The sequence below is a fragment of the Mucilaginibacter sp. GW821-FHT07G05 genome (genome assembly GCF_059418565.1).
In genome coordinates this window covers 65,233-92,200 of record NZ_JBWKQC010000003.1, presented here as the reverse complement: position 1 = coordinate 92,200, position 26,968 = coordinate 65,233, and the positions used below count along the sequence as shown (strand labels likewise).

The 26,968-nt window shown below is 44.4% G+C and carries 26 protein-coding genes; 12 read left to right on the top strand and 14 right to left on the bottom strand.

Annotation, left to right across the window (positions count from 1 at the left end; all coding sequences use genetic code 11):
* Positions 1-248: 248 nt before the first annotated feature.
* The 5 genes from AC07NA_RS08515 to AC07NA_RS08495 all read left to right on the top strand — a co-directional run bounded on the left by AC07NA_RS08515 (position 249) and on the right by AC07NA_RS08495 (position 6,949).
* Complete coding sequence (locus AC07NA_RS08515; RefSeq protein ID WP_494897198.1) at positions 249-2,642, top strand: ABC transporter permease; 2,394 nt, start codon at positions 249-251, stop codon at positions 2,640-2,642.
* 8 nt (positions 2,643-2,650) lie between these two features.
* Positions 2,651-3,637, top strand: coding sequence for a glutamate formimidoyltransferase (gene ftcD, locus AC07NA_RS08510; RefSeq protein ID WP_494897197.1), 987 nt, complete (start codon positions 2,651-2,653; stop codon positions 3,635-3,637).
* Positions 3,638-3,814: 177 nt separating this feature from the next.
* Positions 3,815-4,519, top strand: a complete 705-nt coding sequence (locus tag AC07NA_RS08505; protein ID WP_494897196.1) for a hypothetical protein — start codon at positions 3,815-3,817, stop codon at positions 4,517-4,519.
* Positions 4,520-4,601: 82 nt separating this feature from the next.
* The gene (locus tag AC07NA_RS08500) at positions 4,602-6,494 is read left to right on the top strand and encodes a DNA topoisomerase IV subunit B (RefSeq protein WP_494897195.1); all 1,893 of its coding nucleotides are present in this window, start codon (positions 4,602-4,604) and stop codon (positions 6,492-6,494) included.
* Between the two features lie 104 nt (positions 6,495-6,598).
* A complete protein-coding gene (locus AC07NA_RS08495; RefSeq protein ID WP_494897194.1) occupies positions 6,599-6,949 on the top strand; it encodes a GIY-YIG nuclease family protein in 351 nt (116 codons plus the stop codon).
* Positions 6,950-7,152: 203 nt separating this feature from the next.
* On the opposite strand, the gene AC07NA_RS08490 is transcribed toward AC07NA_RS08495, so the two are convergent.
* Positions 7,153-9,129 carry an alpha-ketoacid dehydrogenase subunit alpha/beta gene (locus tag AC07NA_RS08490; RefSeq protein ID WP_494897193.1) on the bottom strand — a complete coding sequence of 659 codons (1,977 nt, stop codon included), beginning with the start codon at positions 9,127-9,129 and terminating at the stop codon, positions 7,153-7,155.
* 61 nt (positions 9,130-9,190) lie between these two features.
* On the opposite strand from AC07NA_RS08490, the gene AC07NA_RS08485 reads away from it, so the two are divergent.
* Positions 9,191-10,045, top strand: a complete 855-nt coding sequence (locus AC07NA_RS08485) for a DUF4198 domain-containing protein (RefSeq protein WP_494897192.1) — start codon at positions 9,191-9,193, stop codon at positions 10,043-10,045.
* 220 nt (positions 10,046-10,265) lie between these two features.
* On the opposite strand, the gene AC07NA_RS08480 is transcribed toward AC07NA_RS08485, so the two are convergent.
* Both AC07NA_RS08480 and AC07NA_RS08475 read right to left on the bottom strand, forming a co-directional pair.
* Positions 10,266-10,817 carry a dihydrofolate reductase family protein gene (locus tag AC07NA_RS08480; protein ID WP_494897191.1) on the bottom strand — a complete coding sequence of 184 codons (552 nt, stop codon included), beginning with the start codon at positions 10,815-10,817 and terminating at the stop codon, positions 10,266-10,268.
* A gap of 7 nt (positions 10,818-10,824) precedes the next feature.
* Entirely contained in the window at positions 10,825-12,210 is a 1,386-nt protein-coding gene (locus AC07NA_RS08475) for a LutB/LldF family L-lactate oxidation iron-sulfur protein (RefSeq protein ID WP_494897190.1), read from the bottom strand.
* Positions 12,211-12,350: 140 nt separating this feature from the next.
* On the opposite strand from AC07NA_RS08475, the gene AC07NA_RS08470 reads away from it, so the two are divergent.
* Together AC07NA_RS08470 and AC07NA_RS08465 are read left to right on the top strand one after the other, a co-directional pair.
* The gene (locus AC07NA_RS08470) at positions 12,351-12,935 is read left to right on the top strand and encodes a Crp/Fnr family transcriptional regulator (RefSeq protein ID WP_494897189.1); all 585 of its coding nucleotides are present in this window, start codon (positions 12,351-12,353) and stop codon (positions 12,933-12,935) included.
* 78 nt (positions 12,936-13,013) lie between these two features.
* The gene (locus tag AC07NA_RS08465; RefSeq protein ID WP_494897188.1) at positions 13,014-13,691 is read left to right on the top strand and encodes a DUF8737 domain-containing protein; all 678 of its coding nucleotides are present in this window, start codon (positions 13,014-13,016) and stop codon (positions 13,689-13,691) included.
* A gap of 64 nt (positions 13,692-13,755) precedes the next feature.
* On the opposite strand, the gene AC07NA_RS08460 is transcribed toward AC07NA_RS08465, so the two are convergent.
* The 10 genes from AC07NA_RS08460 to pdxA all read right to left on the bottom strand — a co-directional run bounded on the left by AC07NA_RS08460 (position 13,756) and on the right by pdxA (position 22,923).
* Positions 13,756-15,360 carry a M28 family peptidase gene (locus AC07NA_RS08460; RefSeq protein ID WP_494897187.1) on the bottom strand — a complete coding sequence of 535 codons (1,605 nt, stop codon included), beginning with the start codon at positions 15,358-15,360 and terminating at the stop codon, positions 13,756-13,758.
* A 70-nt stretch (positions 15,361-15,430) separates the two neighbouring features.
* Positions 15,431-15,865 (bottom strand): ribose 5-phosphate isomerase B, encoded by a 435-nt coding sequence (gene rpiB / locus AC07NA_RS08455; protein WP_345212409.1) that lies wholly within the window; start codon positions 15,863-15,865, stop codon positions 15,431-15,433.
* A gap of 51 nt (positions 15,866-15,916) precedes the next feature.
* Entirely contained in the window at positions 15,917-16,783 is an 867-nt protein-coding gene (tatC, locus tag AC07NA_RS08450; RefSeq protein WP_494897186.1) for a twin-arginine translocase subunit TatC, read from the bottom strand.
* Positions 16,784-16,854: 71 nt separating this feature from the next.
* Complete coding sequence (gene accC / locus AC07NA_RS08445; RefSeq protein ID WP_345212407.1) at positions 16,855-18,198, bottom strand: acetyl-CoA carboxylase biotin carboxylase subunit; 1,344 nt, start codon at positions 18,196-18,198, stop codon at positions 16,855-16,857.
* A 153-nt stretch (positions 18,199-18,351) separates the two neighbouring features.
* Positions 18,352-18,822, bottom strand: coding sequence for an acetyl-CoA carboxylase biotin carboxyl carrier protein (gene accB / locus AC07NA_RS08440; protein ID WP_345212406.1), 471 nt, complete (start codon positions 18,820-18,822; stop codon positions 18,352-18,354).
* Positions 18,823-18,901: 79 nt separating this feature from the next.
* Positions 18,902-19,891, bottom strand: coding sequence for a beta-ketoacyl-ACP synthase III (locus AC07NA_RS08435; protein ID WP_345212405.1), 990 nt, complete (start codon positions 19,889-19,891; stop codon positions 18,902-18,904).
* A gap of 12 nt (positions 19,892-19,903) precedes the next feature.
* Positions 19,904-20,842, bottom strand: a complete 939-nt coding sequence (gene plsX / locus AC07NA_RS08430) for a phosphate acyltransferase PlsX (RefSeq protein WP_345212404.1) — start codon at positions 20,840-20,842, stop codon at positions 19,904-19,906.
* Between the two features lie 15 nt (positions 20,843-20,857).
* Complete coding sequence (rpmF, locus tag AC07NA_RS08425; protein WP_345212403.1) at positions 20,858-21,049, bottom strand: 50S ribosomal protein L32; 192 nt, start codon at positions 21,047-21,049, stop codon at positions 20,858-20,860.
* 17 nt (positions 21,050-21,066) lie between these two features.
* Entirely contained in the window at positions 21,067-21,543 is a 477-nt protein-coding gene (locus AC07NA_RS08420; protein WP_494897185.1) for a YceD family protein, read from the bottom strand.
* Positions 21,544-21,867: 324 nt separating this feature from the next.
* The gene (pdxA, locus tag AC07NA_RS08415; protein WP_494897184.1) at positions 21,868-22,923 is read right to left on the bottom strand and encodes a 4-hydroxythreonine-4-phosphate dehydrogenase PdxA; all 1,056 of its coding nucleotides are present in this window, start codon (positions 22,921-22,923) and stop codon (positions 21,868-21,870) included.
* 183 nt (positions 22,924-23,106) lie between these two features.
* Between pdxA and rsmA the strand changes: the two genes are divergently transcribed.
* Positions 23,107-23,889 (top strand): 16S rRNA (adenine(1518)-N(6)/adenine(1519)-N(6))-dimethyltransferase RsmA, encoded by a 783-nt coding sequence (gene rsmA, locus AC07NA_RS08410; RefSeq protein WP_494897183.1) that lies wholly within the window; start codon positions 23,107-23,109, stop codon positions 23,887-23,889.
* Position 23,890: 1 nt separating this feature from the next.
* Here rsmA and AC07NA_RS08405 read toward each other — a convergent pair whose 3' ends face one another.
* Positions 23,891-24,451, bottom strand: coding sequence for a hypothetical protein (locus tag AC07NA_RS08405; protein WP_494897182.1), 561 nt, complete (start codon positions 24,449-24,451; stop codon positions 23,891-23,893).
* A 171-nt stretch (positions 24,452-24,622) separates the two neighbouring features.
* Here AC07NA_RS08405 and AC07NA_RS08400 point away from each other — a divergent pair, with 171 nt between their 5' ends.
* The 3 genes from AC07NA_RS08400 to AC07NA_RS08390 all read left to right on the top strand — a co-directional run bounded on the left by AC07NA_RS08400 (position 24,623) and on the right by AC07NA_RS08390 (position 26,822).
* The gene (locus tag AC07NA_RS08400) at positions 24,623-25,549 is read left to right on the top strand and encodes a 2-hydroxyacid dehydrogenase (protein WP_494897181.1); all 927 of its coding nucleotides are present in this window, start codon (positions 24,623-24,625) and stop codon (positions 25,547-25,549) included.
* A 253-nt stretch (positions 25,550-25,802) separates the two neighbouring features.
* On the top strand, positions 25,803-26,276 hold the full coding sequence (gene greA / locus AC07NA_RS08395) for a transcription elongation factor GreA (RefSeq protein ID WP_345212397.1): 474 nt from the start codon (positions 25,803-25,805) through the stop codon (positions 26,274-26,276).
* Between the two features lie 141 nt (positions 26,277-26,417).
* A complete protein-coding gene (locus tag AC07NA_RS08390) occupies positions 26,418-26,822 on the top strand; it encodes an HIT family protein (protein WP_494897180.1) in 405 nt (134 codons plus the stop codon).
* Positions 26,823-26,968: the final 146 nt, after the last annotated feature.

Genomic DNA, 26,968 nt, shown 5'->3' with positions numbered 1-26,968 from the left:
TGTCGCGAGTTTAGCATAGCGTAACTCGTGACTTACGCATGGGGTAAGCTTTCAGCTTACCGGCCGATGAAATGTCTTACTGTACAGCGGCGGGACGCCGCGGGATAGCTGTCACTCGGCCGAAGCCGTAGCGACTGCTGTGGAGAGCCTTTTCCGTCGATTCTATCATCCCCTACTTCCCCTCTCATTTGCATATCAAAACCCACTTTCCTATCTTACAGCAATTAAAAAGTTAAACGCATCTTCCTATGTTAAAAAACTATTTTAAAACTACGTTCAGGTATTTGTGGCGCAATATGGTTTTTACAGGCATCAACCTTACCGGTTTGGCTTGCGGGTTGTGTGTATGCTTCTTCGCGTTGCTTTATATCAGTTTTGAATTGAGTTACGATAAATTTAACACCAAGGCCAACCGTATTTACCGCGTGGTTACCGATGTTAAAACCGGCACGGGTACCAATTACGAAAGCGCGCCCGCGGCTATGGGGCTTTTTCTGCAACAGGCTTCGCCGGGGATAAAAGCCTACGCCCGCGTTTTTATGGACTATTATATTGTACGTAAGGACGACGATCATTTTAGTGAGGAAACCATTGCTTATGCCGATAGCTCCATATTTGATGTGTTTACGCTCCCGCTGATCAGCGGCACAGCGGCTACTGTGTTTAACGCGCCCTACAACGCCGTGCTATCTGAAAGTGCCGCGCACCGTTATTTCGGCGATGAAGACCCGGTGGGTAAAACCCTGCTGCTTGATGGCAAGTACAACACGGCCATTACCGGGGTAATGAAAGATATTCCGAACAATTCGCATTTTAAGACTGACATACTGCTATCTATGCAAAGCCTGATGGGCGGCGAAAACTACAATGGCTGGATGAGCGATTGGAGCAAGTTTGGTTTTAATACCTATATATTGCTGGATGAGCATTACAACCCGGCGCAGCTAACAGCCATGCTGCCGGGCTTCGTCAACAAAAATTTCGACCAAAGCAAAGCTAAGTACACCGTAAATATCGAGCCGCTTACTGATGTGTACCTGAAGGGGAAACCACGCGGCAATAAGGGCGGCAGCATTTTAACAGGTAACATTACCAACGTATACATTTTTGGTGTGATAGCCGTTTTCGTGTTATTTATAGCCGCCTTCAACTTTATCAATCTCACCACGGCGCTATCCCTTAACCGGGCGAAGGAAGTAGGCGTACGCAAGGTATTGGGCGCATCGCGAGGTCAGCTCATTATACAGTTCCTGCTGGATGCCGTTTTGTTATGCGCGCTGGCATTTGCTGTAGCCGTATTATTAAGTCTGTTTTTGATGCCTTTGTTCAACAGTCTGGCCGGCAAAACTATCGCTACCGGAATTTTTGAACAGGGTAGTTATATTCTGCTGCTGTTTGGGGTTACGCTGATCTTAGGTTTATTATCAGGCATTTATCCGGCATTGTTTATTTCGGGCTTTGAGCCATTAAGCACTATCAAAGGCAAAATAACATCGGGTGTAAGCGCGGTTACATTTCGGAAAGTGCTGGTGGTTGGTCAGTTCGCTATTTCGGTGATATTGATAGTAGGCACCATTGTGGTATATCAACAGCTCGATTTTATGCAGAACCACGAGCTGGGCTTTAAAAAAGACCATACACTGGTAATTGACTTCCACCACGACGACCGTATATACGACCATGCCGATGCCGTGAAGCAGCAACTTACCGCAATACAAGGCGTAAGCAAAGCCAGCCTGGCATCGTGCGTACCGGGGCGTGCCAACCGCAAGTTTCCAACCAAAATAGAAGATGCCCGCCGCGAAATGGCCGACATGCAACCCGACGCCTACATGGTTGACGAAGACTTTTTGAAACAGTACGAAATAAAGATCGTAGCAGGCAGAAATTTCTCCAAACAGTTCAGTACAGATAAGTGGGAGGCCATGCTTATTAACGAAACTGCCGCCCGTAGTTTGGGCTACAACAATCCCGCCGAGGCCGTTGGTAAACACTTTGAGCAGCTGCATAAAAAAGGCACTATAATAGGTGTAGTGAAAGATTTTCATTACCACTCCTACCAGGAGCAGGTGCAACCGCTTACCCTGCGCATGGCACCCGGCTTTTATACTTTTTTAACGCTCAATGTATCGTCACAAAACATTAAACAAACCATTGCCAACCTGCAAAACCAATGGCAAAAACTTACACCGGGTATGCCCATGAGTTACTTTTTTGCCGACGAAGCTTACAACGCCCAATACCAATCGGAAGAGCGCTTTGGTAAGCTGTTCAGCTGTTTTGCTACATTGGCTATCCTGATATCCTGCCTGGGTTTGCTGGGTTTATCAGCCTATAGCATCGCGCAGCGGCGTAAAGAAATCGGTATCCGCAAGGTATTGGGCGCATCGGTAGCTACCATAGTAAATATGCTGGGTAAGGAGGCCGTTTGGCTGGTAGCAATAGCCTTTATAATTGCCGCGCCTTTAAGCTGGTTGTTTATGCAAACCTGGTTGCAGGGCTTTGCCTACCGCATAAATATAGCCTGGTGGATGTTTGCTGCCGCGGGTTTTGCTACTTTAGCGGTGGTATTTATTACCATCAGTTTTCAAACAGTAAAGGCAGCCATTGCCAACCCTGTAAAAAGTTTACGAACAGAATAATCCATCGCATGAAGCGAATTATAGAATGTGTGCCCAATTTTAGCGAGGGTATCGATACCGAAGTGATCAACGCTATAGCGAACGAAATAGCGGGCACCACCGGTGTGAAATTATTAAATGTTGATCCCGGTAAAGACGCCAACCGTACCGTCATCACTTTTGCAGGCGAACCCGAAGGCGTAATTGAAGCCGCGTTTTTAGCCATTAAAAAAGCCGGTGAGCTGATAGATATGCGCACCCAAAAAGGCGAACATCCGCGCATGGGCGCAACAGATGTTTGTCCGCTGGTGCCGGTGAACGGCGTTACCATGCCGGAGGTTGTGGGCTATGCAGCCCAACTTGCCGAACGTGTGGGCACCGAATTGGGCATACCTGTTTATTTGTACGAAGAATCGCAGCCCAATAAAAGCCGAAGCGACTTGGCCATTATCCGTTCGGGCGAATATGAGGGCTTTTTCAGCAAGATAAAACAAGCAGGTTGGCAGCCTGATTTTGGTCCGCTGGAACTGGATGCCAAACGTGGCGCAACCGTTATTGGTGCGCGTAATTACCTGGTAGCCTATAACATCACCCTCGATACTACATCAGTACCTGTGGCCAACGCCATTGCTTACGCCGTACGGCAGCGCGGGTATAAAGGGGTGCCAGGGGCTTTAAAATTTGTAAAGGCAATAGGCTGGTATATGGAAGAATATGGCGCGGCCCAGGTATCCATGAACCTCACCAACATCAACCAAACACCTGTACATACCGTATTTGAGGAAGTAAAAGCACAGGCGGCCAAACATGGCACATCGGTAACCGGCAGCGAACTTATCGGCCTTATCCCTTTAAACGCGCTGCTGCAAGCCGGAAGTTTCAGCCTTGCACAGCGAGGTTTATCGCCCGATGCCGCTGAAAGTGAACTGGTATATACGGCTGTAAAATATTTAAAACTGGATGCTTTGGGCGGGTTCGATTCGCAGAAAAGAGTGATAGAATATTTGCTGGATTAAAAGCCACGGCGGCGATTTAACCAAACATTCGATTGCAGGTTTCATAACCGACTCAAAATGTTTTATAAAGTAATTTTAAAGTTATAATTAGCTTATTAAATATTTTTTGAATTGATATTATAATTTTGAATTAATGTTTGTTTGAACTACCTTCGGATATAAAGTTACCTGCTAAAAGTGAACCCTATACTTAAACTGCTGAAAACCTTATCGCTTGTATTGCTATGCGCTTTTATAGCGTTACATGGCACTGCACAGGTTAAAACAAAGGGTAAACACAAACTTGCTGCACCCAAGCCAAAACCCGCTATAGTTATCAGCGAGCAACTTGCCGAATTTAAACGCATCACCAACCGCGCCAATGCCGATTTTATAATGCCACAGGGCTTTAAAGAAATTCCGGCAGTTAACAACGAAGATTTTTCTTTTGATTACGCGATGGAAATTCCGGGGAAGGATTTCGAGGTATGGTTCCAGGTGCGGTCGCAAAAAGAGAATTGGGCAAGTTATGAACGTGTAATGGGCGATGAAAAGCTTAAACTGGCCAATCCCGATTCGGTTTATATCGAAATTGGTAAAGCGCAGGCGTCGGCCTTAACCGGTGATCAGTCGTCGTTTACCAAAAACCTGCCCGCAACGGTATTGAACCGCTACCGGGCCGATGCAGGAAAATCATACATGCTTAACCTGCTTGATTTGCCCGATACCAAACGTTACCAATACGCGTTGCTGATCACGCTTCAAAAATACCACACCGGTAATATTGTGATGATATGCTTTACCAACGAAAAGAATCCCGAGTTTTTTAAGAATGTTGACAAAGCGGGTAACAGCCTTAAGTTCAGGCAATCGGCAACAATTGTTAATAAGTTAGCAGATTAACTGCCGCAGGTTTCTCTCAAAATTTTATTTTTGCTTAAACACGGGCTTTTTTGCCCTGTAAATTTTTATATCAGCTTATTATATGGCAGAAGCAGCAAATTATAGTGAAGATAGTATACGGTCGCTCGATTGGAAAGAGCACATCCGCCTGCGCCCCGGTATGTATATCGGTAAGCTGGGCGATGGATCGGCCTATGATGATGGTATTTATGTATTGCTGAAAGAGATCATTGACAACTCGATAGATGAGTTTGTGATGGGCAGCGGCCGCACCATTGAGGTGAATATGAGCGATCAGAAAGTAACTGTTCGTGATTATGGCCGTGGTATACCGTTGGGTAAGGTGATCGATTGCGTATCGAAAATCAATACCGGCGGTAAATATGATAGTAAGGCCTTCCAAAAATCTGTAGGTTTAAATGGTGTGGGTACCAAGGCGGTAAACGCTTTGTCGGCCGCTTTTACTGTACAATCGTACCGTGACGGACGCACCAAGATAGCCGAGTTCCAAAAGGGCGAACTGATTCGTGACGAAGCAGAAAAGGAAACTACCCAACGTAACGGTACGGCCATCAACTTTACACCTGATGACAGCATTTTCAGGCATTATCGTTTCATCCCGGAGTTTGTGGAGAACATGATATGGAACTATGTGTTTCTGAATGCCGGGCTTACGCTTAACTTTAACGGACAAAAATACCTGTCGGAACGCGGCCTTTACGATCTGCTGAACCGCAATTCAGACACCGCTAACCTGCGTTATCCTATTATTCACCTGAAAGGCGAAGACATAGAAATAGCCATGACCCACGGCCAGCAATATGGCGAAGAGTATTACTCTTTTGTGAACGGACAGCATACTACCCAGGGTGGTACACACCAGGCGGCCTTCCGCGAAGCGGTGGTAAAAACCGTTCGCGAGTATTATGATAAAGAATATGACGCGGCCGATATCCGTGCATCTATAGTAGCCGCGATAGCTATAAAAGTGCAGGAGCCGGTATTTGAATCGCAAACAAAAACCAAGCTGGGTTCGCAAAGTGTTGCACCTGACGGACCTTCGGTACGTGGCTTTATCAATGATTTTGTTAAACGCGAACTGGATAACTACCTGCATAAAAACCCCGCGACTGCCGATGCTTTAAAAGCGCGCATACTACAATCAGAACGGGAGCGTAAAGATATAGCCGGTATTAAAAAGCTGGCTAACGACCGTGCAAAGAAGGCATCATTACATAACCGTAAACTGCGCGATTGCAAACTGCATTTTGATGATACCCACGAACGCAAGCAGGAAACAACCCTGTTCATTACCGAGGGCGACTCGGCCAGCGGATCGATCACCAAATCGCGCGATGTGATGACGCAAGCGGTATTCAGCTTAAAGGGTAAGCCACTCAACTGTTTCGGGCTGACCAAAAAAGTAGTGTACGAGAATGAAGAGTTCAACCTGTTGCAGCACGCGTTGAATATTGAAGATGGTATTGATCAGCTGCGCTACAACAACATTGTAGTGGCTACCGATGCCGATGTGGATGGTATGCACATCCGTTTGCTGTTGATGACCTTCTTCCTGCAATTCTTCCCCGATTTGGTGAAGGCCGGGCACGTATCTATATTGCAAACACCGCTGTTTAGGGTGCGTAATAAAAAGGAAACTATTTATTGCTACAGTGACGAAGAGCGCCGCAATGCCATTGCCAAACTGGGCAACAAACCCGAAATAACCCGTTTTAAAGGTTTGGGTGAAATATCGCCCGAAGAGTTTGGTTTGTTCATAGGTAAAGATATCCGCCTTGACCCGGTGATATTAAAAGATGCCAACATTAAAGGCCTGCTGGAATATTTTATGGGCAAAAACACCCCAACCCGCCAGCAGCACATCGTACAAAACCTCCGCGTTGAAAAAGACGACGAAACAATCAACCCGCTAATAGCCACCGAACCGGAAGTGGATTTGGCAGAAGCGGTGTAAAGGGTTTAATAGTTTAATCATACGAAGTTTTAAAACTTCGTATGATTATTTCTTGCCCACCCTGTCATGCTGAGGAACGAAGCATCTATTATACACCTAATTAAATGCAGCAGTATAATTTCTTCACCTACATACTCACTAACTACACCAAAACGGTTATTTATACGGGAGTTACTAATGATTTAGAGAGAAGACTATACGAGCACTTTTTCAATATTGGCGCGCATGGCAGTTTCACGGCAAAATACAAATGCTTCTATTTAGTTTGGTTTGAAAGACACCAATATGTAAACGATGCAATAGCCCGGGAAAAAGAAATAAAGGGTTGGAAAAGAAGCCGTAAGATAGAACTGATTGTAGAAGATAATCCTGAATGGAAATCCCTCAACGTTGATATAATGGATTGGCCCCCTTGTTTACGGGAGAGGCAAAGGCTTGATAACTTGTCATTCTGATTCGCTATAATGGTCGTCGATAGATGCTTCGTTCCTCAGCATGACAGGAGGAAAAGCGTCTCTATCATTCTGCATGTTCGTCACTCTGAATTTAATGAAGAATCTTATTTATTGACCTAATATGTGATAGATGCTTCGTTCCTCAGCATGACAGTTGGTGAGGATTCATACATTAACATGACAGTTGAAGAATTGCTACCTCACTAATACTTCATCAATTTATCCATCACCTCCCCTAACCTGCTTTTGGCCATAAATTGGTTTTCGAGCCCAATATGCATGGGGATTGGGGTATCCAGGCTTCCGCAACGCATTACGGGGGCATCCAGCCAGGCAAAACAATGTTCGGCAATGTGCGCGGCTATTTCGCTGCCGAAACCGTTGGTGAGGGTGTCTTCGTGTAAGATCACAACCCGACCGGTTTTCTTTACGCTTGTTTCTACCGCTTCTTTATCCCAGGGTTGCAGGCTGCGCAGATCGATGATCTCTATAGATATATCCGGGTGCGCGGCTGCATATTCCATAGCCCAGTGCACCGCCCATCCGTAGGTAATAATGCTTACCTCGTTGCCGCTTTGTATAGTAGCGGCCTTGCCTATCTCAATGGTATAATAGCCGTCGGGCACTTCCGCGCTGATATTGCGGTACAGGTATTTATGCTCGAAGTACATTACGGGATTAGGGTCTTCTACAGCGGCAAGCAGCAAACCCTTGGCATCTGCCGGGAAGGCGGGGTAAACTACTTTTAGTCCGGGTGTTTTGGTGAACCATGCCTCATTGGTTTGCGAGTGGAAAGGACCAGCCCCTGTACCGCCGCCCGCGGGCATGCGTATCACCACATCTACTCCCTGCTGCCAGCGGTACCATGTTTTAGCCAAATTATTTACTATCTGGTTAAAACCGCTGCTTACAAAATCGGCAAACTGCATTTCAACTATCGCCTTGTAACCATTCAGCGCCAAACCCATAGCCACCCCTACAATGGCCGATTCGCATATCGGGGTATTACGCACCCTTGCTTTGCCAAATTCTTCAATAAAATCTTGTGTTATTTTAAAGGCACCGCCATATTCGGCAATATCCTGCCCCATTATCACCAGGTTATCGTGCTCGCGCATAGCAGCGCGCAAGCCATCGCTAATGGCATCAATGTATCGTTTTTGGGTAAATGTGTTGCCATGAGGTATTGGCAAGGCATCGTGTGGCTTATATACATCGGCCAGTTCCGTTTCTACCGATGGAATGATATCCGGCTCGTTAAAAGCCTGTTCCAATTGTTGTTCAATAGAGAGCCAAAAATTTCCCTTTAACCCGGCAACCATATCCTGATTCAAAACACCCTCACTAATGAGGTATTGCTCATAATTATCCAGCGGATCTTTCAGTTTCCATTCGTCGAACAAATGTTGCGGCACATATTTAGTGCCCGATGCTTCCTCGTGTCCGCGCATCCGGAAGGTATCGCACTCAATTAATACCGGGCGCGGGCGTTGTCTTATATCGGCCGCCAGTTCGCTAATGGTATGGTATACTTCGAGGATGTTGTTGCCGTCTATCCGCCGCCCTTCCATACCGTAACCAATGGCTTTATCAACCAAATGGGTGCAGCGGTATTGCTCATTGGTCGGGGTCGAAAGGCCGTATCCATTATTCTCTATCAAAAAAATGACCGGCAGATCCCATACCGCGGCCACATTCAACGCTTCATGAAAATCACCTTCGCTGGTGGCTCCTTCACCTGTAAATACAAGCGTAGCGTTATCGCGCCCTGCCAAAACATCCGCCAGCGCAATACCATCGGCCAAAGCCAATTGCGGCCCGAGGTGCGATATCATCCCGATGATCTTGTATTGCTGCGTACCAAAGTGGAAAGATCTATCCCTCCCCTTAGTAAAACCCGAAGCCTTGCCCTGCCATTGCGCCATCAGGCGCGAAAGCGGGATATCGCGCGTGGTAAACACACCGAGATTACGGTGCATGGGTAAAATATATTCGTCGGGGTGCATGGCCAGCGTACTGCCTACGGCAATAGCCTCCTGCCCTATCCTCGAAAACCACTTGCCGATACGCCCCTGCCGCAGCAGTATCAGCATTTTCTCTTCAACCAGGCGAGGCCATAACAACTTTTTGTAAAATGCCAATAAAGTGTCATTATCCAGGTTTTTGCGGTCAAAAATCATATAGCTAAGCTACTGAAGTTTTTAAAACTTTGTATGTTTGGATAATTAATCTCCACGGCCCATGAAACGCATTTTTTATCCTTTAATATTACTGTTCTTTGTCCTCGTCAGCTTTACGGCCGGCAACGACTATTACCTACTGGCCGAAAACTTCTTTCTGCACAAAGGCGACAAGCTGAATGTGAAGATATTCAGCGGCATACTGCCTCAAAAAGATGACTACTACGTAAGTCCGAAACCATCGGCACCCAAATTTGAATTGTACGAGGGCTCGAAAAAGGCGGATGTTCCGGCATCAACAAAGGATAGCATCCTATCCATCCCCGAGCACGAAATGTTGAACAGCGGCCTTGCCCTGTTGCACCTTACCCACGCGCCGGTGATACATGAAACCGAGAGTGAAGATTATGTAAAACACCTCGAAACCGAGGATATGGCCGAGGCTGCCACCAAAGCGAAAAGTATTAAAGACGAATACATCCGCGAGCGCTACAGCCGTTTTCTAAAAACACTGGTGATGGTTGATAAGCAATCGGGCAATGTATTTGATAAGGTATTGGGCGATGAATACGAGATCGTTTTGAAGAATAACCCGTACAAATTAAATTATGGCGATGATATTACAGGTCTGCTTTATTTTAAGGGAAAGTTACTGCAATCGGGCCATGTTGACCTGTATATCAGGACGAGTAAGGGCAGCCTTTACCCCGAACGTTTTGTAACCGATGCCAACGGACAATTCTTTTTTAAACTAAGCCGCGAAGGTATTTACATGCTAAAAGCGGTACGTACCGAAGCATCTGCCGATAAAAATGCTGATTTCGACACCTGGTGGACATCATACACCTTCGCTTTCAGCAGCGCTAACGAATTGCCGAACACCTACAAAGAGTTTGGCTTTGGCGATAAACACTAAACTTTAACATTAATAATTTTTCAAACTAAAACGGGGCCGTCATTTGATGGTCCCGTTTTGGTTTATATACCCTTGCACTCATATACTCTTGAGCTCGTTTGCAACGAGTGCTTAAAGTGGCTTGGCGTCTGTGACGCCTCCGTGCGATGCAATCGCTATCCCATGTTAAGCGCTCGTTACAAACGAGCGCAAGGAATATGACATTTTTATGGTGTCCTTCCTAAAAGTTAGGATCAATATCCAGCATGCTCAAATCAAACTTGGGTTTGGTGGTGTAGTACAACTGCACTAAACCGGTATCATAAGGGATGTGTTTGATCAGCGTAAGTTCGGTGCGTTCTTTAATATCCTGAAACAGGGGTTTACCTGCGCCCAAAATTACGGGGTGAACCGACAACATCATCTCGTTGATCAGATCGTGTTCAATGAATTTCGACACCAAACTCGCGCCGCCGAAAAGCCATATATTCAGTCCCTCCTCGTGGCGGATACGCTCAATAGATTCTACAAAATCAGCGCTTCTGATCACTTCTACATTACCTCCTGGCTGTTGCAGCGTATCCGAAAACACATACAGCTTTTTAGGGCCGAACATTTCGGGTTCGGCGGCTATCAGTTCATAACTTTTGCGGCCTATGAATATCGCGTCGGTATTGTTGGTGAACTCCTCCATACCGTAATCCTGGTCGGCAAAGCACCAGTCGTACTCGCCGTTAGGGCCTTCAATGTAACCATCAAGGCTCATGGCCAGGTTCAATATTATTTTGCGCATGTTATTATTATAGTTCTGATTTGTCCTTTTGCTGCCACTGCTTGCTAAATGATTTGTCTGCTACGTTTGGCAGATTACGCAGGTGGCCCCAGGTTTTATTAAAGAACATTTTGATGAAATAGTTTTTAGTTTTCCCGCTAAAAAAATCCGTGAGCTTACGGCTTAGCATGAGCTTTTTCCATAAGGCCCAACCCCATTGCTCTTTTTTGGTTACCAGTCCACTGTTTACCGCGTCGCGGCGGTTAAGCAAAAGCATTTTATGGATATCAATTTTAACCGGGCACACCTCGCTGCATTTACCACACAAGCTCGATGCGTAACTCAGGTGTTTAAACTTATCCATACCATCGGTATGCGGGGTAATGATAGAGCCTATTGGGCCGCTGTAAGTAGTTTGATAGCTGTGGCCTCCTATATTTTGATAAACCGGACAAGCACTTAAACATGCCCCGCAGCGGATACAATATAATCCCTGCCGCTGATCTTTTTGAGCCAGCAGATTGGTGCGCCCGTTATCTAACAACACCACGTACATTTCATCAGGGCCATCAGTTTCATTGGCTTGCCGCGGACCGCTCAATATGGTGTTGTATACCGTTAAATTTTGCCCGGTGCCATGCGTGGCCAGCATAGGCCAAAACAGGTCGAGGTCGGTAATGGAGGGGATCAGTTTTTCAATACCTACTACCGCGATGTGTACCTTCGGGAAGGAGGTGCTCAACCTCGCGTTACCTTCATTTTCGCTGATGGCAATACTGCCCGAATCGGCTATCAGGAAGTTAGCGCCGGTAATGCCCACTTCGGCCTGTAAATATTTTTCTCGTAATAGTTCACGTGCTTTTTGGGTGATCTGCTCGGGCGTGGCATCTATCGGCGTACCGAATTTTTCGTTGAACAGCTTAGCGATATCCTCTTTGGAGAGGTGCATGGCCGGGGTTACAATATGATAGGGTGCCTGCCCCAGCAATTGTAATATATATTCGCCCAGATCGGTTTCTATGGCCTCTACCTGGTTATTATGCAAAAACTCGTTGAGGTGAATTTCTTCGGTAGCCATCGATTTTGATTTTACTACCGTTTTAGCACCTACCCGCTGTAATATATTCAGGATCTCCTTGTTGGCCTCTTCGGCATCGTTAGCCCAAATCACTTTACCGCCGCGACGCTGAAAGTTAGATTCAAACTCGGGCAACAGCTTATCCAGGTTTTCCATCACCTTCCATTTAATGACATGCGCTTTGCGTTTGGCATTTTCAAGGTTGGCTATTTTTGATAGCCCTACCTTAACCGCGTTATCATACTTATCAATACTATTATTGATAATGGCGCGGTGGTTCATGTCAAATGCCTTATCCTCAGCAGCAATCAAAAAATCGTCGGCAGTGTTTCCCATAAAGGCTAAGTTAATATTTTTTACAAAAAACTGTACCTGCTTAAAGTTTTAAAACCCCAATGGCTGTGAACATGAATACCTAAAAATGGTTTCTTTACAGCTCCAAAGAAAGCCAACCGTTTTTTAACTATTTTTATTTGATGGATAACGCGCAATTAGTTCAGTTTTTACATAATAGTCAACTGGTATCGTTAACAGGGGCGCAAAAGATTGCCGCACATTTTAAAGAGAAAGCTATTGCCAAAAACGAGTACTTTTTAGAAAGCGGGCATATTTGCAGCCATTACCTTTTTTTAGCCAGTGGTTTTCTACGGGCTTTCGCCCACGATGTAGAGGGCAACGAAGTTACCACAGGATTTTACTCACCAAATCAAATGGTATTTGAAGTATCATCGTATTTTAACAGGGTTACATCTAAAGAGAACATTCAGGCTTTAGTAGATAGCAAAGGCTGGTTTATTACTTACGAAGAACTGAATACGTTGTTTCATGCCATGCCCGAGTTCCGGGAGTTTGGGCGATCTGTTTTGGTGAAGGGGTTTACCGCCCTTAAAACCCGCACATTATCTATGATCACCGAAACTGCTGAAGAGCGGTATGCGAACCTATTAAAAACCAATCCGGAAATTATCAAGAACGCGCCGCTAAAAACCATTGCATCCTATCTTGGCATAACAGATACTTCGCTTAGCCGCATCCGTAAAGAAATTGGTAAAAAAAGCTAACACACTCATTTATTGCCAAATGGCAAGATTATTACCGCCGCATAACCATTCATTTGCATTACATTAATAACAACGCAAATGGAAACTTTACCAATTTATGTAAATGCCTTATTTATAATAACCGCTTTACTTACCTTAGTTATATTACTTAAAGCAACTCCTAAGCCCGCCATCGTAGCAACGGCTGTGATCACCTGGTTAATTATACAAGCCTTTGTGGTGAACTCCGGTTTTTATCACAACGTAACCAGTTTACCGCAAAGGTTCATTTTTTTGGTGGCGCCACCTGTACTCCTGATCATATTATTATTTATAACCAAGGCAGGCAAAGCATTTATAGATAACAGCAATGCCCGCTTGCTTACCGGCTTGCATACCATCCGCATAGCGGTAGAAGTTGTGCTGTTTTTACTTTATCAACATAACTACATCCCTCGTATCATGACTTTTGAGGGTCATAATTTTGATATCGTATCGGGCTTAACGGCACCCTTTATTTTGCTGTTTGGCTATTATAAACCGTTCCTGAACAAAACTATTTTATTGGCCTGGAACTTTATCTGCATTGCTTTGCTGTTCAACATTGTGGTCATCGCCTTACTATCGGCACCATCGTCGGTGCAGCAGTTTGGTTTCGATCAGCCGAACATCGCTATACTGCAATTCCCTTATTATTGGCTGCCTTGTTTTGTAGTACCAACAGTACTGTTCGCGCATTTAGTTTCTATCAAACATCTTATTAAAGCCAAATCCTGACAAAAAACAAGAGGGATGAGTTACTAACCCATCCCTCTTGATAATATTAAATAATGCTTGCTTATTATTCAGCAGGCATATCGTTCTTTACATCCACCGCAGGGCGTTCGGCACGGTTGGCCAGTTCCCAGCCAGTGTAGAATACCAGTTGCGCGCGTTTAACCAGCATCGGGAAGTCGATCTTGCTTACCTCATCGCCGGGTTGGTGATAATCTTCGTGCACACCGTTAAAGTAAAAAATGATGGGAATATTATGCTTAGCAAAGTTATAATGATCAGAACGGTAATAGATCTTCTCCGGATCGTTAGGGTCATTATACTTATAATCAATTGTTAAGTTGGTATAAATTGAGTTAGCTTTTTCGCTGATCTTGTGCAGCATGGTGCTCAATTTATCAGAACCTATCAGGTAGCAATAGTTAGGGTTATCCTTATGGGCCGGGTCAACACGACCGATCATATCGATATTCAAATCGGTAATGGTATTAGCCAATGGGAATACCGGGTGCTCCGAATAATATTCAGAACCTAATAAACCTTTCTCTTCGCCTACGTTACCTAAAAACAGGATACTCCTTTTAGGGCCCTTACCCGCTTTTTTAGCCTGGGTGAAAGCACGAGCTATTTCCAATACACCTGTAGTACCTGATCCATCATCATCTGCACCGTTATTAACGCGGTCGCCTGCTTTGCCTTCGGGCTCTAAACCAATATGATCATAGTGGGCCGATATTACCAGCACTTCTTTTTTCAGTTTAGGATCTGATCCCGGAAGAAAACCCAGTACGTCAACAGCCTTTACATCTTTATTTACCGTACCGTAAGATACCGATACCTCAGCCTTAACCACCTGCGATTTTGGCGTACCGGTAGAATCTATTTCGGCTTTCAGTTGCTCGTAGGTTTTACCTGTGCTTTTCAGTAATTGGTTAAATACATCAGTAGTGATGTTAATTACCACAGGCAGTTCAGGAGCGGTTGCCGCAACAGTTTCCTTTTTAAGGGTTAAGCGCGGGGCCAAAATGCTTGTGCCGTAACGTTTAATATTGTTAGCTACCGCCGGACTTGCACCCAGTATAAGCGCAGGTTTTTTGCTTTGGATATATTGCACGCGTTTGCTGCGGCTGGTAGCCCATTCTGATTTTTCGGCTTTACCGGTAATTACCGATAGCCCGCCCTTCATGGGTTCACCTTCAAAAATGTAAACTATTACTTTGCCTGCAATGTCAATACCTTTCAGGTCGTCGTATTTTTCATCGCCAATACCGTAACCTATAAAAACGATATCGTTAGCGGTAACTGTTTTGGCAGCAGCCGGACCGAAAGAATAAAAATCTTTACCGCTTGCAAATGAAGTACCGTTGGCGGTAAACGCGCTGATGTTGAAAGAGTTTTCGGTTAAAGGCACATCTAAAAAGTACGATCCTTTTACCGGAGCCTGCAAACCCAGTTTTTTAAATTCGGCGGCTATATATTTCGCTGCTTTATCGGCACCCGGTTTTCCTGTTTCGCGGCCTTCAAACTCGTCAGATGCCAGTATGGTTAAGTGTTTTTTCGCATCCTCTACGCTAATGTATTTTGCATACTTCACCGCGACAGGATTTTTTTGGGCATACGCCGCCGAGGTGATCACCACCGCTGCCGCAACCCATAATGTTACCTTCTTCATGTTCATGTACAATTATTATCAACTAAAAAATCCCGGAATTACTCCCGGGATATGTCTTTATGCTTTATTATTAGCAAGATATTTTACCTACACGGGTAGCATGCCTGCCGCCTTCAAACTCTGTAGTGAAAAATATATCGAGTATTTCTTTGGTTTCTTCAAGGGTTACAAAACGTGCCGGGATGCAAAGTACGTTGGCATCGTTATGGCTGCGTGCAGGTACGGTTACTTCGGGTTTCCAGCAAAGTGCCGCGCGGATGCCCTGGTGTTTGTTGGCAGTAATAGCAACACCGTTAGCGGTACCGCATAAAAGGATACCGTAATCGGCTTCGCCTTTTTCAACTGCTGATGCTACAAGGTGTGAAAAATCAGGATAGTCGGCTGATTCCGTAGAGTAAGTACCAAAGTCCTTAACCTCTGCATCGCCCAGCAATTCCTTTACCTGTTCTTTTAACGCGAACCCGGCATGATCTGCACCAATAGCAATTTTTAAACCTTGTTTCATGGCTTTAAATGTATTAATAATTGTGTAAAGTTATAAGTAACTATTTTGATATTACAGTGCAGCCAGCTCTTCTTTCTTCAGTTTTCTTTTCTCCACTACACCGGCTACCATAATACCCACTTCATAAAGCAGGAACAGCGGTATAGCAACCACTGTCATGGTTAAAATATCGGGCGTAGGGGTAATTACCGCTGCTACTACCAGTATAGCTACCACGGCGTAACGGCGGCCGCTCTTCATAAATTTGGCGGTTAAAACACCAAGGCTTGATAGTACGTAAACAATAATAGGCAACTCGAAAACAATTCCCGTAGCCAGCGTAAGCGTAGCTACCGATGACAGGTATGAATCTATCGTGAACGTATTTTCAATAATTTTACTTACCTGGTAACCTGCCAAAAATGAGATAGACTCGGGCGTAACCACATAGTAACCAAACAGGATACCCAATACAAACAGCATCGACGCGTAAAATACAAAGCCACTGGCCGATTTACGTTCTTTTTCGTGCAGCGCAGGTTTAACAAAACGCCATATTTCCCATAATAAATAAGGGAAACCAAGCGTAATACCGATAATGAGCGCCGAATTGATTTGCAGCGTGAACTGCCCGGCCATTTCGGTATTGATAATTTTACCCGGAATTTTATCTATACAAAAGCCCGGCCTGTGCAGGTAATCGCCCAGTTTACAAAGCATGCGGTAGGTAAAGAACTGCGGATCCATTGGGCCCATAATTACTTTATCAAACACAAAATCGTAAAAGCAAAACGCCAGGATGGTAAAGAAAACGATAGCGATGGAGGCTCTTATTAAATGCCATCTTAAGGCTTCCAGATGATCAAAGAAAGACATTTCGGCTTCCATGGTTTTGCCTTTATCTTTGATGGCCTTAATAAGTTTGTTATCGTCGCTCATGTATGTATTTTAAAATACCCTTGCTTTAGGGTAGCAAGGGCATTTACGTTCTATTGTATCAAATCAGTTTTTTAATCTGCAGAATATTCAAAGGTTTCCATGAACTTGGTAGTAAAGTTACCCGCACGGAAGTTAGGGTCTTTAAGCAATTTCAGGTGGAAAGGAATAGTTGTTTTTATACCCTCGATAACAAACTCGCTCAGCGCGCGCTCCATGGTGCTCAGGGCTTCTTCGCGGGTTTGCGCCACGCAAATAACCTTGGCTATCATTGAATCGTAGTTAGGCGGTATGCTGTAACCCGAGTACACATGTGTATCTACACGCACACCATGGCCACCCGGAGAGTGGAAATTGGTAATGCGGCCAGGTGACGGCCTGAAGTTGTTGAAAGGATCTTCGGCATTGATACGGCACTCAATGGCATGCATTGTTGGCTCGTAGTTTTTACCTGAGATAGGGATACCGGCAGCAACTTTGATCTGTTCTTTGATCAGGTCGAAGTTGATCACCTCTTCGGTAACCGGGTGCTCTACCTGTATACGGGTATTCATCTCCATAAAGTAGAAGTTGCGGTTTTTATCAACCAAAAACTCAATGGTACCGGCACCTTCATATTTAACGGCTTTAGCGCCTTTTACAGCGGCATCACCCATTTTTTTACGCAGTTTTTCGGTCATGAATGGCGATGGCGCTTCTTCTACCAGTTTTTGGTGACGGCGTTGGATAGAGCAATCGCGTTCTGAAAGGTGCGATACTTTACCGTATTGGTCGCCCACTATCTGTATTTCGATGTGACGCGGATCTTCCACATACTTCTCCAGGTACATGCCATCGTTACCGAAGGCTGCGCCTGATTCGGCACGGGCAGAATCCCAGGCGTTTTCAAACTCTTCGTCTTTCCATACCACGCGCATACCACGGCCACCACCACCGGCAGTAGCTTTAAGTATTACAGGGTAACCTATTTTACGTGAAATGGCGATACCTTCTTTTACCGAGCTAAGCAGACCTTCCGAACCCGGAATGGTTGGCACGCCGGCCTTTTTCATGGTTTCTTTTGCCGATGCCTTATCGCCCATGGCGTTGATCTGATCGGCAGTGGCACCTATAAATTTAATACCATACTCGGCGCAAATAGCCGAAAACTTGGCGTTTTCAGACAGGAAACCATAACCCGGATGGATAGCATCAGCGTTGGTAACCTCGGCAGCCGAAATGATATTAGGGATATTTAAGTAAGAATCTTTACTTGCCGGCGGACCGATACATACCGCTTCATCGGCAAAGCGCACGTGAAGGCTTTCGCGGTCGGCAGTTGAATATACAGCTACTGTTTTGATGCCCATTTCCTTACAGGTGCGAATAATTCGCAGGGCAATTTCACCACGGTTAGCTATTAATATTTTCTTGAACATAATTTATAATATGCAGATGTGTAAATGTGCCGATATGCAAATGTACCAAAAGCTAAAAAGTGCAAATGTGCAGATGGTTGAATAAGGTATTCGCGTATCTGCACATTTGCACATCAATTATCTTTCAATTGTACATCTGCACATCGGTATATATTATATTGGCTCAACCAAAAACAAAGGCTGATCGTACTCAACCGGAGAAGAATTATCAACCAGTATCTTAACGATACGGCCCGATACTTCCGACTCAATTTCGTTGAAAAGTTTCATGGCTTCAATAATGCAAACCACGGTGCCCGGTTTTATCTCGTCGCCTACGTTAACAAACATAGGTTTTTCGGGTCCGGCCGAACGGTAGAAAGTACCGATCATTGGTGATTTTACAGTAATGTAGTTAGCATTTTCGGCAACCGCGGTAACAGCGGCAGCCACAGGCTCGGCAATGTTAGCAACGGCAACCGGTGCAGGTGCTGCAACAGGTTGTGCCGGTATGGTAGCGTTAACAATAGTTGGCGCCTGGTTCGTCTTTATCGTGATCTTAAAGTCGACTTGCTCAATTGACACTTCGTTTACACCGGCTTTTGAAACAAAGCGAATAAGATCCTGAATTTGTTTAATATCCATATCTGGTATTAATTGGTTTGGGGATAAAGTGATTATCTAAGTTATAACAAATTAAATGAAAAAAGTTGCGAAAATTATTTTAGTAAGCCCATTTTAAATAAACAGAACCCCAGGTAAACCCGCCGCCAAAAGCAGCTAAAATAATGTTGTCGCCTTTTTTAAATTTATTTTCCCACTCCCATAAGCATAGCGGGATGGTTGCGTTTGTTGTGTTGCCGTAACGCTCAATATTGATCACTACCTTCTCTGGGCTTACGCCTGTACGGCTGGCAGTGGCATCAATAATACGTTTGTTGGCCTGGTGTGGTACAAGCCATGCAATATCATCGGCGCCAAGCTCATTACGCTCCATAATTTCGGCAGCTACATCAGCCATGCTGGTTACAGCAAACTTAAATACAGCCGGGCCGTTCTGGTAAGCGAAATGCTCGCGGGCATCAATGGTTTCGTGGCTTGCCGGGCGTAATGAACCACCTGCCTTTTGGTGCAGGAACGGTATACCCGAGCCATCGCTCTTTAATATAGAATCAATTACGCCGTTACCTTCATAATCGGGCTCAATTAAAGCTGCACCGCAGCCATCGCCAAAAATGATACAGGTGGCACGGTCAGTATAATCAATCATGGCCGACATTTTATCGGCACCTACTACCAGTACTTTAGTGTGTTTACCGCTCTCAATAAATTGCGCGGCGGTAGTTAAGCCGAAAAGGAAACCCGAACATGCAGCCTGCATATCCCAGCCCCATGCGTTTACCGCGCCAATTTTATGCGCGAAAATATTTGCCGTTGCCGGAAATTGCAAATCGGGGGTAGTAGTACAAAATATAATAAGTTCTATTTCTTCGGGGCCTATACCACGCTTTTTCAGAAGATCCTGAACTGCGGGCACGGCGAGGTCTGATGTGGCTAAACCTTCGCCTTTTAGTATTCTCCGCTCTTTAATACCGGTGCGCGAAGTTATCCACTCGTCATTTGTATCAACCATGGTTTCGAGTTCCTGGTTGGTCAAAATATAATCGGGCGCGTAACCTCCAACAGCGGTAATAGCAGCATGAATTTTACTCATCTTTTCAATATTTTACTGAAATGCTTGCTTAATTTTATCAATAAGGTTGCTCTCAACCATATTTTTTGATAACAGAACCATATTTTTTATGGCCTCAGGACTTGATATGCCATGCCCCACAACAACAGGCTGGTTTAAACCGAGTATAGGGCTGCCGCCGTATTGCTCGTAATTGAACCTGTCAAAAAATTCGTCTTTAAATCCTTTTTTCAGCGTGATCACGTAAAAGGATTCGGCAAGTTTAAGGATAACGTTACCTGTAAAACCATCGCAAACGGCAATATCAAACTCGCCGCTAAATAAATCGCGGCCTTCAATATTACCTACAAAGTTAAACATGTTGGTATCCTTCATTACATGGTATGATGCCTGGGTAAGCAGGTTACCTTTTTCCTCTTCTTCGCCAATATTCATTAACGCTACCCGAGGATTGCTGATACCATATACCGATTCGGCAAGCAAACTGCCAAGCACGCCAAATTGCAGCAGGTTATCAGGTTTGCAATCAGCATTGGCACCTACATCCAACAAAATACCCAAACCGCCTTTCAGTTTGGGTACAATGGTAGTCATGGCCGGGCGTATAACACCCGGAATGGTTTTAACGCTGAACATACCGCCTACCAGCATGGCACCTGTGTTACCTGCCGATGAGAAAGCCTGAATGTAGCCTTCTTTAAGCAGCTTAAACCCAACACTAATACTTGAGTCGGGCTTTTGAACAATGGCCTTGGTAGGGTGCTCGCCCATGCCTATCACTTCGGTTGTGTGTACAAATTCGAAGTTGTCAGGGTTCGCATTATTTTCCTGCAAAATGGATGTAGCAATCTCCCTGTCACCAATAAGTACTAACTTTTGGTCAGCGGATAATGTTTTATAAGCTTCGATAGCCCCTAAAACCGTAGCTTTGGGAGCGTAATCACCGCCCATAATATCTAAGCCAATCTTCATTTCAGAAAATTAAACTTATGCTACTGCTGTGTTGTCTATAAGTAATTTACCGTTATAGTATAAATTACCATCAACAGTATAAGCTCTGTGTGGCAGGTGAACTGCACCTGTAGTGGCACAAGTAGTTAGAGTTGGCGCTACTGCTTTATCATGCGTTCTGCGTTTATCTCTTCTTGATTTCGAAATTTTTCTTTTTGGATGTGGCATAACTTCCTGGTATAAATTTATTTAATCTTCTTGAGCGCGTCCCAACGTGGGTCCGTCGTCTCATCCTGTTCATCATTAGCTGATAGCTTTTCAAGGCTTTCCAGCATTACTTTATCACAATCGCGGCCGTTACCTTCATTACTGCACGCTGCTATAAATGGCACCGATACATTAATATATTCATACACCAGCGCGGCTATACTGATCTCGTGATCATTTTTACCGAGGGTAATGATGTCGTCGTCCCCGTCAATTTCTTCTTCAGTGAATTTTGCTATCTGCTGCTCTTCAATATCTACAGGTTGCAGGTATTCAGATAAGCATCTGTCACAATTCATATTAACTGTACCCGTAATATGGAAATCCAGTATCAGCATAGTTTCCTGCTTCTCCAGTTCTACCACACACTTGAGGTTGCCTTTTTTCACCAATGAATATTCAAATTCATCAAAGAATGAGTCTGTGATATCAAACTCAAACCGGTGCTTTCCCAAAGCCAAACCTGTAAACGGAATCGAATATTTTCTAAGCGATTTCAATGAGCAACAATTAGCCCGCAAATGTATGGAAAAATACTATAACTGTAAAGTGTTTTTTTATTTATGAAAAACACCCGCTAACCAACTGATCGTGTTGATGATAAAGATCGCCCGGTTAGCAATACCTGCCTTTTATTCGGCTTTCGCCGCAAATAGGTGTTCGCACCGCTATCAATACTTAACCACCAATTACTTACAGTAATTACTGCAAAGGTATGCTTATTATTAAAAGCCGTGTATGAAATAACCTTTAAAAAATCCGCATTTAAAAGCCGGGACTTAATCCCTGTCGCGGCTTAGTTTGGTAAAGGCCAGCGGATCTTCGTTCAGTTCAATATTTTCGCGGCGGTGTTTTACGATGTGCAGCGCCGAAAACAATGCTTCGCGGAATGATACTTCGGATGCTATGTTCTTCCCGGCAATGTCATAAGCGGTACCATGATCGGGCGAGGTGCGTACAAAGTTCAACCCGGCGGTAAAATTTACGCCCGATTCAAAAGCGATCTGCTTGAAAGGGATCAAACCCTGATCGTGGTACATGGCCAGCACGGCATCAAACTGCATATAGCTGCCGTTGGCAAAAAAACCATCGGCGGCATACGGGCCAAACGCCATAATGCCGTTAGCACGGGCTTCTTCAAGGGCGGGTATTATTATTTCTTTTTCTTCGCTGCCTATCAGGCCATTATCGCCCGCGTGCGGGTTAAGCCCCAGTACGGCGATCTTAGGTTTACGGATCCAGAAATCGTTACGAAGACTGGCATCCATCAGCTTAAGCTTGGCCAGTATTTTTTCGACCGTAATGCTTTGCGCTATTTTGGTAACCGGGATATGGCCCGTTACCACCCCTACCCGCAGGGTATCGCTCACCAAAAACATCAGCGATTCGGCAGCGTTATCCCTTTGCTGCAAATATTCGGTATGGCCGGGAAAATTAAACGTTTCTGTTTGAATGTTATATTTATTGATGGGCGCGGTTACTAAAGCGTCGAGTTCGCCGGCCAGCAGGTCGTCGGTAGCGCGTGCCAGTGATAGCAGCGCGTATTTACCGCCGGTAGCATTTATTACACCGGGCTCCAGCTTTACATCCTCTTCCCAGCAATTGATCATGTTGGGTTTGCCATGCTGCATTTGCGATGGATGGGTAATTACATTAAAATTAAACTCCGTAGCATTACCTATGCGGCGGTAAAATGAGGCTACCTTAGTATGCCCGTAAACAACAGGTGTACAATATTCATAAACCTTGCTTTCAGACAGCGTTTTTATGATTATCTCTAATCCTATGCCGTTTACGTCGCCTATACTGATACCAACTCTTATTTTTCCGCTCATTTTATATATGTGGTTTACGCCGGTCTGCAATAATATTACGCCGGTATTATGCACTTTAATGCCTTATTTTATACTTATTATTTTGCCTTTTTAGCTTTAGCAAATTGCAAATAAAAGATTTTTAGGTTTAAAGTTCCTGATTAAAACACAAATATGCCTTAATTTGCTTAATAATTGTATAGCATGTCGTTAGTAAGGGCAAAAAAGCATCTGGGTCAGCATTTTCTTACTGACAAAAATATAGCCGCAAAAATTGTAGAGAGCCTGCGGCCCGAAAAAGGTTACCAACAGGTACTGGAGGTAGGCCCGGGTATGGGTGTACTATCCGATTTCCTGCTGCAAAAAACCGAATACGAAACTTCACTGATAGATATCGATACCGAATCGTACCTGTTTTTGCAGAAGAAGTATCCGCAACTGGGCAGCCGTTTGCTGAATGCCGATTTTTTAGAGCTTGATTTTGCAGCTACCTTTAATGGCCCTATGGCTGTAATAGGCAACTTCCCCTATAATATATCCTCACAAATACTTTTTAAGATATTGGATAACCGCGACCAGGTGCTGGAAGTGGTGGGCATGTTCCAGAAAGAAGTAGCCGAACGCTGCAACGCCAAGGCAGGCAGTAAAGAGTATGGCATACTAAGCGTTTTTTTACAGGCTTATTATAAGGTAGAATATTTGTTTACCGTAAAAGCAGGCGTGTTTAATCCGCCACCGAAGGTATTATCGGCCGTGATTCGTTTAAGCCGTAACGAAACCCAAAAGCTTGATTGCGACGAGAAATTATTTTGGCAGGTAGTAAAAGCCGGCTTTAACCAACGACGTAAAACTTTGCGCAACGCGGTATCATCGCTCATTAATAAGGAAAAAATGACCGACGAACCGCTGCTCGATCTTCGTGCTGAACGCCTTACCGTGAAAGATTTTGTAGACCTGACCAATAAAATAGAGGCCGGTCGTAAATAGTTTATTTTACCGGTATGGCTATTGGCCTGGTTATGGTGTGCAGCTCCTTAACCGATTCCGACATTCTTTTAATGAAGATGTAATTTGCCGTGCCGCCTATCACTGCCCCTACTATGGGTACCAGGCGCTGGGCTGCGCGTGCACCAAGTTTCATCACCAGTTTTTCGGCAACGGCCTCCATTATATTTTTGGTAACGGCTACGCCTGCTTCTACCTTAAGTGATGCTGCTACCAGCGACATAAACTCTTCAAAACTTACTTTGTAACTGCCCTTGTTATAGTACATAATGGCCATGGTTACCCTAAACTGCTGGGTAATGAGGTTAACCACGTCAACCGGTAAACCTACCAGCATGGTAACAATACCGCCGCTGCCCGATATTACACCTGAACCTGCTGCCAGGTAAGCGCATTGGTTAATAAATTTATCCAGCCCGAGCGTATCCACGCCCTTTTTAACATTGAGCTGATCTATACGATCAAAAATTTGCCTGAAGCCCTCGCGGGATAATTTATCGGCGTATACTTTTATATCGGTACCTATTTGTTTTATTGGTTTCATTTTAATGTTTATAAAGGGAAAACCCTGCATTTATAACGCTATTCGCATGCCAGTTTTATATTAGAGTGTGGTAGTGCCCGTATTATTACAAATCTGCTACCAATATGTATTCAATTTAGTGGCTGCAAAGCCGTCAGATTCATACATTTGCTTTAATAATACTTGTACATTTTGGAAAATAGAATATTAATTGTTGACGACCTGCACCCTGCCTACATGCAAGGCGCCGAGGCCAAAGGTTATATATGTGATTATCATCCCGATTTTACACTGGCCGATACTTTGCCTGTAATTGCCAATTACCAGGGACTGGCTATCCGCTCGAAATTTGAGGTAGATAAAACCGTGATGGATGCCGCTACCAACCTGCGTTTTATTACTCGCGCAGGTGCCGGTATAGATAATATAGACGGTGAGTATGCTGAGCAAAAAGGCATCACCATACTTAATGCCCCCGAAGGAAATTCAGACGCGGTAGGCGAACACGCGGTGGGCCTGCTGCTCTCTTTAATGAACAAACTTAACCTGGGCGATGCCGAAGTGCGTGCCGGTTTATGGCAGCGCGAAAAGAACCGTGGTTATGAGCTGAAGGGCAAAACCGTGGGCATTATTGGCTACGGCCACATGGGGCAAAGCTTCGCCCAAAAGCTATCGGGCTTTGGGGTTGATGTTATCGCTTATGATAAATATAAAACCGGTTTCTCCGACCGTTACGCCCGCGAGGTGAGTATGGAAGAGATTGTAAAGCACAGCGATGTATTGAGCCTGCACGTGCCGCTTACCTCTGAAACCCAGTACCTGGTTGATGATGAATACCTGTTCCATTTTAAAAAACCGATCTTCTTTATCAACACATCACGCGGTAAAACAGCAAGGGTACGCGCGGTGCTGAACGCCATAAACAGCGGCAAAATTATAGGTGCCGGTTTGGATGTACTGGAGGTAGAAAAGTTCCCGTCGTTAGGTGAACAGGAATGGTTTGAAGACCTGCGAAAATCAGATAAAGTGATCCTTAGTCCGCATGTGGCTGGATGGACATTTGACTCGTACCGCAAAATAAGCGAGGTGCTTGCCCAAAAACTGGAACCCCTTAAATAACAGCGTTTAAGCGATAAGGAAGAAACGGTTATTAACGCTTCTTTAAAATTTAACGTTCAAAAAAATTTGGATTATAAAATTTAAATCTCTTATCTTCGTTTTATACCAAAGCAAGACTATACAGGCATACGGCCCGTATAGTCTTGTTTGTTTTTTAAACTAAGTCAATGCGTCCTTCTTAAAAAAGGGAGGGCGGTTTTTTTTGACAAAGCGAATCAAAATAATAATTGAATTTTTAAATTAACTGTGCGTTATGGCAGATGTAGCATACTACACCAAAGACGGTTTAGACAAACTAAAAGAAGAAGTACAATATTTAAAAACAACCGGGCGTGCCAATATCGCGAAAGCGATTGCCGAAGCCCGCGATAAAGGTGACCTATCTGAAAATGCTGAATACGATGCCGCTAAGGAAGCGCAGGGGCACCACGAATCTAAAATAGCCAAGCTTGAAGAAGTATTATCAAATGCCCGTCTGCTTGACGAATCAAAACTGGATACATCAAAAGTACTGGCGCTATCTGTTGTTAAAATAAAGAACATCAAAAACGGCGCTACCATGAGCTACCAGCTGGTATCAGAAACCGAAGCCGACCTTAAAGCCGGAAAAATATCGGTATCATCACCTATTGCCAAAGGCTTGTTAGGTAAAAAAGTAGGTGACAAAACCGAAATTAGCGTACCCGCCGGCAAAATAGAATTTGAAATACTTGAAATAAGCAGGTAAATTTATTGAGTGAAGGATTGATTTAGTGAATGAGTGAATATTATACTAATACCAAAATACTCGCTCATTCACTAAGTCGCTCATTCACTAAATAACTAACTCAAAAACTACTATCTACTCACCACTATCTACTCCCTCCCTATGTCTACCATATTTTCAAAAATTATAGCGGGTGAAATACCTGCCCTTGTAGTTGCCGAAAGCAATGATTTTTTGGCATTTCTGGATATTAGTCCCCTGGCCGAAGGGCACGTGCTGGTAATCCCAAAGGCTGAGGTTGATTATATTTTCGACCTGGAAGATGACGTGTATGTAGGCTTGCAGCTATTTGCCAAAATAGTGGCCAAAGGCGTTAAAAAAGCAATTCCGTGTAAAAAAGTTGGCGTAGTGGTTATCGGTTTAGAAGTACCGCATGCCCACATCCACCTCATCCCGGTAAATAATGTTGACGATATCAATTTCGCCCGCCCAAAACTATCATTCACCAATGAGCAACTGGCCGAAACCGCGGCGAAGATAAAAGAAGCGCTAAGGGAAGAGGAATAGTCTCTGATTTTAATAACAGTCAGAATTTAATATTGAAGCGGAGAGTTTCTTATTCATCGGGCCAGAGAATTTCTCTTAAAATCATCCACCTTTTTATATTACACATCAAATAGCTAATTTTATAGGCAAACAATTAAACTATGCCT